The sequence below is a fragment of the Desulfogranum japonicum DSM 18378 genome, from assembly GCF_000429945.1.
GTDB classification, from domain to species: domain Bacteria; phylum Desulfobacterota; class Desulfobulbia; order Desulfobulbales; family Desulfobulbaceae; genus Desulfogranum; species Desulfogranum japonicum.
Map to the genome: position 1 here is coordinate 1 of NZ_AUCV01000075.1, position 9,326 is coordinate 9,326.

Sequence of the window (9,326 nt, forward strand, 5' to 3'; positions counted from 1 at the left end):
TAGAATCAGCAATTAATGCACTGGAAGTTCACGGTCTTGACCGATGCCCGGATCATGGGCTCAATGGCTTCAAACGGTATGTTGCCCTGGCAGTACTGGCACGAAATATCCAGCAGCTTGGAGTAAGGGTTCGAGAGAAACAGCTGGCGTTGATTAAAAGACAGGAGAAGGTCAAGAGAGCTGCATAACTGTTGTATTTTTGCAAGATTACTTCATGGCAGCGGGAGAGATCCATTTAAAATTTGCTGATTACGGTTAATTTAAACCCCAGCAAACATTGCGGAGACCATCAGAGTGTTGGAACAATATCATGTGGGAATAATTCCCGAAATTAAATGAGCTGAAAAGGGGGTTTTCGTTCTGTCACTAATTAAGAGCTTCATAAAGCATTATACAGACTAAACAACCGAACAATAAAAGCCATGATGTTATATCGGTTGTTTTTCCAAATGATTTCCAACTTTGAGTATCAGCTGGATGTATATCTTTTGATTCCTTCTCTTCTTTTGGGGGAAAAATCATCAGAAAAATAGAGTGACTTCCCCAGAAAAGTTTTCTCAAAATGAAGATGGTAAAAAATATACCTGCTAATATCGCAATTATGGTTTTCATTAATTTACTGACACACAACGTTTAATTAACGGGCTGCTGGCACCCGTGATCTTTCCAACCTGGAATAACACTCAGATTTACTACCATTGTTTTTTAGAACGAATCGCTCGCCTGACAGCAGTCCGGTTGAATGTCTGGTCAGCGAAATTATTATTATATTTCAAATATTTTACAGCATACACAGCATCCAATTCATTGTTTAAAAAGGTATTTCTTCATCTTTATCAACTACTTTAATTTCAACGTTGGTTTTAACTTCATATAGGCCTTCAACTTCTCTGGCATGAAGTATTTCATACATACCATTTTGCTGGAGCCATATTGGATCAGCGTACTTTTCAATGTACTCATCTTCAGGAATGCCATTTATAGTAGGTGGTCGTTTAATTCTAACCTGCTTGCCATTCATCATAACCCACTGATATTTTCTTTGCCTTTCAGCTTTGGCTTCCTTTCTTTTTCTTTTTTGTTCTTTGGTGAGTTTTTTGGCTCTTCTTGGCATGATGTTATTTATCTACCATCGCTAACGTTAAGTTCACCGGCGCGCATCAGCGCGTCCAGCGGAACGCAGTGGAGCGATGGTGAAACGACTCGTTATGTTTTTAATATTATTGTGGTATTTTTACATCATTAAATATTTTTTTCATACCAAAAAGTAAATGAGAAAAATGATATTGATGCAATACATATTGATGTAAAAACTTTCCATTTTGTTAAGAGATCGTAGAATGTTACTTGCTCTGAAATGGGTGATAGTATTAAAGGGACAAAAAACATATTATGGCCACCACAGTGCACAGGAGTAAAAAATGCTGCACTAACGATTGAACCAACGATAATTTTGGGCCATTTATGGTTTTTGAATAATTCAAACACACCACCAAGAGCAAGCAACCCTGGCAAAAGAAAGAAGAATAAACTTATGATGAATATTCCAATAAATAACGGTATGCCAAGTAGATATTTAATCATATTTTCTTTTGGAACAATCGAGGCAGAACGGCCAGTTACCCGACCGTCCCCTCGCAGATCCCTGCGTGCGGTTTTCCCGCACAGGGCTCCTCAATAGTATTCGCTTCGTACAGAAGCAGTTTAGCTTCCTTTGCTATCCCCCGCAGTGAGGTTTGCATATGTTTCCTTTGCGAGCTACATGCTACCGTCATTCCCTTCCCCATGTGATCGTTCCTACCGTACTCAGAGTACTATGGAATGATCTGACTCCCTTTTACCCATCAGATGCTCTTCTTGTGGTTGATACATCTTACCTCCGTTTTGAGAGGAGATAAAAGGGCCTCCCAGGTAAGCGTAGACTCCGGGTTCCTGACACTTCTCTCATTACATGCCACACTCTAGGACCCCGGCAGTCCCTCCGGAATCTTGCCATTGCGATTCCTTTGTTCTGGCTTCCGATACGTTAAAATCGTCGCCAACTGCATTTTACTCTGACGAGGCTGAATTGCTTAAGGGAGGTGTACGTCTCCCTTGCGGCCTGCAATGTTCCCTGTGTACGCTTCACGACTGTTGTTCGCCAGATGGCTCTGCGAGTCGCGCAACACTCGGTACGGGCTGCTGGCTAGGCTTTGCCCGACAGGGACTTCCCACTTATAAGCGGGGCACACTGCAAGAAGCGCCAAGCTGCGCTTGACGCACTAACGTTGAACACACGGCCGCCGACATTAGCACCGTGAACTTGGATTTAGTTTGAATTTTATTATTTGCTCACTAAACTTTCACATACCCGAAGTTAAGGTGGTCCAGTGGTGCGGCTGATTATATTATTTTTTACTAAGTTCAGTTTTTCTAGTCTCAACGAGTTTAAACAAATTCTCTAGCTTTGGTCTACTTGCGGCTCCTTGCATATAAATTGACGTAAATGCGTGTTCATTTCGTTGCTCTGTATAACGTTCATTTGGATCATCAGAAGCATAATATGCAAGGTCAATTTTTAGATTTTGGTTCAAAGGATTTTTCCAGAAAGAATTAAAAATTAAATAGTCTTTTTCTAAATCTTGTTTGTTATTAAAAACGAAAAAAATTACATCACTTACCTGGAAATCAGCAGGAAAGCCAGGGTTAGGGACGTCAGAAAAGACTCTGCTATAATATTTAATTTTTGTAATTTCATCTTTTTGGGCTAATATGCCATAAAAACATTGTATTATTTTTACTTTTGCCATAGCAGTACTAAAATTTTCACTATCAGAAAGCTCTTCAAGTTTTATAATTTTGCCAATGAAAGCAATCTCGCCATTTTTTATTGCCTCTTCAATTGTAGAAGATGGAGGTTCATATGCTACAGCATTATTTATTAGAAGAAAAGTAAGGAAAAAAGATAATAGATATTTCATTTGACTGTTTTTTTTAAACACCGGGTAGGTCGGCGGCCTTACGACATCCTTCCCCCCTCAGAACCGTACGAGCGAGTTTTCCAGCATACGGCTCAAGCACTCAATAAGACCCGTTCTGATGAGAGAAGTCCGACGGTTGTTTAAATTATTGGCTGTACAAGGCGAATGTTAGTTGCCTTGCTCCGCATGGCAAAGTACCATTTATATTCATGATGATAGGGAGTTGCCTCTCCTTTAATACTTATATACCGTACTCTGGCAATATCTACCATACGCAAAAGATCCAAGATGACGGTTTTACCCGCCGCGTTCTTGTGCCTGGCATGGAAATTCCAGTTACGTTTATCGGTAGGGCGGATGTATTTTCTCCTGAGCCAACCCACGCTTTTATTGGGATGTCGTCTGCGCATCCATCGCGTGAGGGCCTTGAATACAACGTAATCGATTTTGAAGAAGGCATCAGCAGATTGAATATATCGATGGTGCATGGCCCAGCCGAACATCTGTCGGTTGAGCTTTACCACCATCTTTTCCGCTGAATCCCCCTGGTGTGACTTTATGGTTTCTACCAGTTTGGCGCAACAGCGCTTCATTGCGTCTTTTGCTGGGGTGATCTTCATTTTATTGTTGTACTTACGCACATTTTGACTCAGAAAATCAAAATCATCATCAATACAGGTAATATGGGTTTTCTCTTCAGAGAGGATTAGGTCTCTTTGTGAGAGAAAGGATTGTATTACCGGCACAACTTTCTTCACCAGTATTTCTTTGCTGGCTGCGGTGACAATGAAGTCGTCAGCATACCTGACAAAGTTGACCTTCTGGCCTCGACCTGCAGCCGCATCCCTGATCGCAGCTTCCATGCCGTCCAGCGCCATATTGGCCAAAGTAGGCGAGACGATGCCCCCTTGGGGTGTACCAGGTGAGGTTGGAAAGAGCTTTCTTTTCCTCCATATAAGCCACAGAAGCGCTGTCCGATGGCGTCACGGCGGCCCTGTACGGACGAAATCCGTATGAATTGGGATCTGCAGTGAGTTCCGCTACAGGCTCCAGGGCCAGTAAGTACAGTGCTTGCTGGGCTCGGTCGCGCATAACGGGAATGCCAAGAGGACGTTTGCCGTTGTTTTTCTTTGGGATGTAAATACGTCGTAGAGGCAGGGTGCCGTATCCTAGTCTTTTTAGGGAAAGAGCACCTTGCATCCTGGAAGCGGGATCTGTCCAGATCTCACCATCTATACCAGGGGTTTTGGCGCCCTTATTACTGGACACCCTTTTAACAGCCAATAACTTTGCGGACATGGAGTGAGTAAGCAGCCATTGCAGCGCTTTCACTTTGTTCCATTTCCGTTCTACAACCGCCTTCGCAGTACGCATCTGCAGCCTTTTCACTTTTCTCCAGATTATCTCACGATTGAGCACCCGTCAAAATTCAGCTCCCTTTCGGGCCGGAGATAACTCCGTATCCTCTCCATTACAGAGAGGCATTTGCTTGGTAAGGCGTCTCACCCCCGCAGCGCCATCGGCCTGTCTTACGGGTGGCTTTGCCACATGTGGCGACACTACGAGCTTACCACGTTCTGCAATACATACTGTCAACTGACTGAGGTCTACCCCGTATACCGACGACGCTACATCCGCGTCGGGAGGACGTTATAAACTCCCGACCTGGCCACTCACGTTTTCTGTCCCGACCTTCCAACTTTGAAGGTCCTCGGTACGTTGTCGGGAGGGCTTCACACCCCGTCATCAGCGCAACGGTAGCATGCCTCCCTAGGATACCGGTGGAGGAACACCGGGTTTCCACGATAATGCTGTGAAAATATATAATGGGCATCGTGTCGCAAGCAATTGCGGTGCTTGACGTAGTCAGCACCGCGATTCATGGCGACGAAGTCGCCATGAATGTGCTGTTGTGGGGCTCGCAGCTGTTTGCGTCTCCTTATCAACAGATGGTTAGCTTAAATTTTGCTTTTCATTCTGCTTTATAATTTCTACAAATTTCTTAGTTTCCTCATCGGAGCTGAAAGCTCTTTTAGGTATGACACAAAGACCCTTTGGGCCGAAAAATATTTCAATGCTCTTATCATCTTCAATAATTTCTTTTAAATCATATAAGTTGAATATTGTTGTTATTTTTAAAGAATTCGTAGTGATTTTATTCTCATTGATTAGATATGAAGTTGTGCATGGCAACTGATTCCCTAATTCATTTTGAATGTATTTCTGTATATTTTTTCTTACCATATATGGGTAATTAACAAAATATACTGAAGCAATTGCAATGCCTAAAATTGGAGGAAGCAAAGGATTGACTTTTTCGTTGAAGTAATACTTCATGGTCAGAAGCACTGCAAAAACACCAGCAATTACTCCAATCGTCATCAACCATTTAGTATTTCGATACGCTTTACTCCTCATGTGAAGCCTTACCATTGGTTCTGCAATATCATTTATAGTTGATTCGTATTCAAATTTCATATCGTTTTATACTATTTCGCACAATATTCTATAGCTAATGGCGGTGTAGACCAGCGCCGTGGCAGCCGTTTGCGTATCCCTACAAACAGATGGTTGTGTGCCGGGCACGGCACACGTTCTTAAGGGTGAGTCTAACCGTACCTGATTTCAAAGAGTTAGGCAAGTCCCAGGCCCAGCCAGATGGAGGCGAAGGGCCTAACGCTATTGCAACGGGTATTCGGCAACGAATCCTTGAAAGAGGCAGCTCGGCTACTGCTGAGTAGCGTGAAAGTGCGGGGCGACGTACAGAAATCGAGTCAGGCGAGTCTGGTCGGGACCAGGGCGCAGGTAGCGCAGACTTCGACACAGTCTTAAGTCCTCTATCCATTTTTTAAGGGTCAGAAGCGTATACTCGGCGTCCACGTACGGAAAGACGTGTGTTCACCCCGGGAGATCTCTCATGTGCTCATTGAGAAGTCGCGTGCGACGGAATATGTGTGAGGGTCGGGTAACCGGCCCCTATTACGTGGGAGAAGTCAGCAGAAGGCATAGTAGGCCAGTAAACGAGTTCGGTGAATAGGAAAACCGGGAGGTGGCAGACTGGACGAAGGCCTGAACGGTGGCCCCAGCCGAATGGTGGGGATAAATGAGAAAAGGGTACAGGAGGCATGTACTTATGATCATAGCGCAGCAGAGTGCTGAAATGGCCATAGCGTCATACTTAACAGATCCCTTGACAGGAGGAAGCAGGCTCATAGAAATAATCCTTGAGCGGGGAAATATGGATCGAGCGCTTAAGCAGGTTCGGTCCAACAAAGGAGCACCAGGAATAGACGGGATGACGGTTGATCAACTCCCGAGCTATCTTCGGCGCCATTGGCAGAAAGTGAAGGTAAGTTTGCTTGACGGGACGTATACGCCCCTGCCAGTACGGAGAAAGGAAATACCAAAGCCACAGGGCGGGGTTAGAATGCTTGGAATACCGACTGTTCTTGATCGTGTACTCCAGCAGGCCATATCCCAAGTCCTGCAAAAGATTTGGGAACCTGTGTTCTCGGATTTCAGCTATGGTTTCCGCCCTGGACGGTGTCAGCATCAAGCCATACAGAGGGTAAAACAATATACGGAGGACAGATATCGACATGTCGTTGATATGGACTTGTCGAAATTTTTCGATCGGGTCAGTCATGATCGGTTAATGAGTCGTCTGGCCGCAAAGATATCCGATAAACGGCTGCTGAAACTCATTCGCAAATTTCTCACTTCCGGTGTAATGATCGGAGGGCCTGTGGAGCCGCAAAATGAGGGAGCTCCGCAGGGTGGACCACTTTCGCCTTTACTGTCCAATATTGTTCTGGATGAACTCGACAAGGAGCTGGAGAGACGTGGGTTACGCTTCGTCCGGTATGCTGACGACTTCGTTATCCATGTAGGCAGCAGGAAAGCAGCCGATCGTGTAATGCGAAGCGTCTCCCGGTTCATTACAAATAGGCTGCGCCTGCAGGTAAATGAGGAAAAGAGTAAAATCACCCACCCCTGGTGGATGTGCTTTCTCGGCTTCAGTTTCACCAGTAAGCGCGGCGACACGCGCATCCGCATCCATTCGAAATCAATTCAACGATTCAAGAATCGAGTGCGAGAGTTGACCGCCCGTAACAGTGCCCAGTCAATTCATCAGATTATTTTCAACTTGAACGAATACCTCCGAGGTTGGTGGAACTACTACCGGCTAACGCAAAGCACCAGCCGGTTCCGGTCATTGCATGGCTGGATCATGCGGCGGCTTCGGGCCATTCTCTGGAAACAGTGGAAGAATCCACGGACCCGGATAAGGGAGTTGCGAAAACGGGGGGTATCTCATGGTCAGGCGGTCTTTGTAGGCAATGCCTGCAAGAGAGCGTGGCGCATGAGTAAAACCAAGTGGGTAATCATTGCACTACCAAATGCGTATTTTCGTCGAACATTGGGCTTGTTTCTCCCAGGGTTTCATCTCCTGCCTTGATCAGCCGAACCGCCGTATACGCGAGCCGTATGTACGGTGGTGTGGGAGGGACGGTCAGCGATGGCCGTTCCTATCCCGATCGGCAATACCGTTTTTTGGCATATTTTCAACTTAATTTAAAACTATTACGAGCACACAGAACAAGCTAACGACTCCCAATATAGAGGATTTTGGGTAGCGTCTGACCGCAAATTCGCTAAAAAGAAAGCTTAACGCGAGTGATAAGATGCTCCCGGTGACGAATTTTGCATAGATGGTCACATTCCACCACTTGTACATCACCAGTTGAACTGATAACACGATCACGAAATGTATCAGGTAGATCGAATACGAATTATTTGCAAGCAGTTGATTAAGCTTACTTCCACTATTCCAGTATTTCCCTCCAAATGTCATGAGGCTCATAATTATGGAAAAGACAAGAAACGATTTGATCGTTACATACGCAACACCTAAAACCGGGGTAAGCCCGCTTGTCAGGCTTGCAAAAACATTTTCTTCCGCAAGCAAAAGCAAAAGGGTCAGTACAAGCCAGCCTAGAGGACTCCCTAAAGTTTTAATACTGTAGAACCAATTTTTATAAAACGTATATATGCCAGTGGCAAAACATGTTGTGTACAAGCCTACACGCGTAGGTTGAAATTGAAGGATACTGGCAATAATTACAAAAGGTTGTTTACCAGGCTCCTTAATAAAGAGCAAAAACATGATCAACGTTATTACGGCTGTCACTATGCTGATCAGAACAAAAACCAAAATGATGGATTTGATTGATGGCTCCGTTATTTGGTTTTCAGGGCTTGCTCTTCCTGCACGAAAAGATATTGCCTTGTGCAGCAAGACAAACACAAAAAAGAAAAAAAGGAGAAGAGACAAAAACCAGAAATGACTATGATGAAATTGCTGACTAGAAGTGATGAACCCTGTATAAAACGTTGCAGCTTCCTGGGTTTTTAAAACGAAAAGCTGCCACATACTTATATCTTCGAAGCCTCGGGAGTATTGATAGATATAAATTCGAATGGGGCCAACCAAAAGAACGCCAACCAACCACGGGATGCCCAGACGGATGATCTTTTTTTTAAGAAAGCGGTAGCTACCATATCGATGAAGTGAGGGTAAGGCAAAATATCCAGAAATAAAAAATAATACCGGCATTAAAAAGAGATTAAGAAGGCGCATGAGATAATCGAAGAAAACGGAATTATCGTCATTAACAGCCCACCAGTTGGCATAGTTGGTGTAAGCACAGGTCATATGAAAAACGACAACCAAAAAAACTAGCAGATATCGTATATTGTCAAAGAAAAATATCCGTTCGTTTTTCTTGTTTATTAATGATTCATTCATATTGATATCCCCAGTTTTATAAGCCGAATCGCGGTGCTGACCAGCGCCGTGGGCAGCGCAAGCAAGCGGAGCTTGGTTGTGGTGTTCACGGTGTCTGGTCAAGCACCTTGTTCTGGCGCGAAGCGACAGGACAAGGTGCTTGACGCAGTCAGCACCGCGATTCATGGCGACGAAGTCGCCATGAACGACTGGGCTCAGCGCGTTTGCGGAACGCGCAGCGTGTAGCAAATCCGCTGGAGCCCTTGGTGTACGCCCGGCATGGGCGTGATCTAATGGGGTGCAAGTCCCCTGTATGTAAACCCTGTTACTGTCGAGATGACAGGAACATAAATACTAGCCGAAAGCAAGGGCGATCTCGCGAGGGTTCGTCTGAAGGAAGCTGGAGTGCAGGTAAGCGAGGTACGAGACTCCGAAATTATGAGTCGACGAACAGAAACGGCATACAAGGCCGAGTTTCCAGGTAAGTCAGCACAACATGACAACGCCTTGGGTTTGGGAGATACGGTAAATGCCGCGATTGGAGTCTCCCTGTGGTCGCTTACCTGCATAATGAAAGA

The 9,326-nt window shown here is 44.9% G+C and carries 8 protein-coding genes and 1 pseudogene; 2 read left to right on the forward strand and 7 right to left on the reverse strand.

The features are described from left to right. Positions 1-188: pseudogene (locus G493_RS30660) on the forward strand (ISNCY family transposase); the annotation flags it as partial. Between the two features lie 623 nt (positions 189-811). On the opposite strand, the gene G493_RS34105 reads toward G493_RS30660, so the two are convergent. The 6 genes from G493_RS34105 to G493_RS0121600 all read right to left on the reverse strand — a co-directional run bounded on the left by G493_RS34105 (position 812) and on the right by G493_RS0121600 (position 5,438). Continuing rightward, on the reverse strand, positions 812-1,114 hold the full coding sequence (locus tag G493_RS34105) for a hypothetical protein (protein ID WP_028582044.1): 303 nt from the start codon (positions 1,112-1,114) through the stop codon (positions 812-814). 128 nt (positions 1,115-1,242) lie between these two features. Next, positions 1,243-1,584, reverse strand: coding sequence for a hypothetical protein (locus G493_RS0121580; RefSeq protein WP_028582045.1), 342 nt, complete (start codon positions 1,582-1,584; stop codon positions 1,243-1,245). A gap of 803 nt (positions 1,585-2,387) precedes the next feature. Further along, positions 2,388-2,960: a hypothetical protein gene (locus G493_RS0121590; protein ID WP_153306627.1), complete on the reverse strand. Its 573-nt coding sequence runs from the start codon at positions 2,958-2,960 to the stop codon at positions 2,388-2,390. A 140-nt stretch (positions 2,961-3,100) separates the two neighbouring features. Then, the gene (locus G493_RS30665; RefSeq protein WP_232363813.1) at positions 3,101-3,862 is read right to left on the reverse strand and encodes a group II intron maturase-specific domain-containing protein; all 762 of its coding nucleotides are present in this window, start codon (positions 3,860-3,862) and stop codon (positions 3,101-3,103) included. Then, entirely contained in the window at positions 3,756-4,349 is a 594-nt protein-coding gene (locus G493_RS30670; RefSeq protein ID WP_035275559.1) for a reverse transcriptase N-terminal domain-containing protein, read from the reverse strand. The genes G493_RS30665 and G493_RS30670 overlap by 107 nt, the downstream gene beginning before the upstream one ends. A 564-nt stretch (positions 4,350-4,913) precedes the next feature. After that, positions 4,914-5,438: a YcxB family protein gene (locus G493_RS0121600; RefSeq protein WP_084813712.1), complete on the reverse strand. Its 525-nt coding sequence runs from the start codon at positions 5,436-5,438 to the stop codon at positions 4,914-4,916. Between the two features lie 655 nt (positions 5,439-6,093). Between G493_RS0121600 and ltrA the strand changes: the two genes are divergently transcribed. Beyond that, on the forward strand, positions 6,094-7,419 hold the full coding sequence (gene ltrA, locus G493_RS0121610; RefSeq protein ID WP_232363812.1) for a group II intron reverse transcriptase/maturase: 1,326 nt from the start codon (positions 6,094-6,096) through the stop codon (positions 7,417-7,419). 111 nt (positions 7,420-7,530) lie between these two features. On the opposite strand, the gene G493_RS0121615 is transcribed toward ltrA, so the two are convergent. Then, the gene (locus G493_RS0121615) at positions 7,531-8,934 is read right to left on the reverse strand and encodes an acyltransferase family protein (RefSeq protein ID WP_035275561.1); all 1,404 of its coding nucleotides are present in this window, start codon (positions 8,932-8,934) and stop codon (positions 7,531-7,533) included. Positions 8,935-9,326: the final 392 nt, after the last annotated feature.

Excerpts from the sequence above, each read along its gene's own strand:
- G493_RS34105 (WP_028582044.1), bottom strand. The coding sequence starts at position 1,114 with ATGCCAAGAAGAGCCAAAAAACTCACCAAAGAACAAAAAAGAAAAAGA.
- G493_RS0121580 (WP_028582045.1), bottom strand. The coding sequence starts at position 1,584 with ATGATTAAATATCTACTTGGCATACCGTTATTTATTGGAATATTCATC.
- G493_RS0121590 (WP_153306627.1), bottom strand. The coding sequence starts at position 2,960 with ATGAAATATCTATTATCTTTTTTCCTTACTTTTCTTCTAATAAATAAT.
- G493_RS0121600 (WP_084813712.1), bottom strand. The coding sequence starts at position 5,438 with ATGAAATTTGAATACGAATCAACTATAAATGATATTGCAGAACCAATG.
- ltrA (WP_232363812.1), top strand. The coding sequence starts at position 6,094 with ATGATCATAGCGCAGCAGAGTGCTGAAATGGCCATAGCGTCATACTTA.
- G493_RS0121615 (WP_035275561.1), bottom strand. The coding sequence starts at position 8,934 with ATGAATCGCGGTGCTGACTGCGTCAAGCACCTTGTCCTGTCGCTTCGC.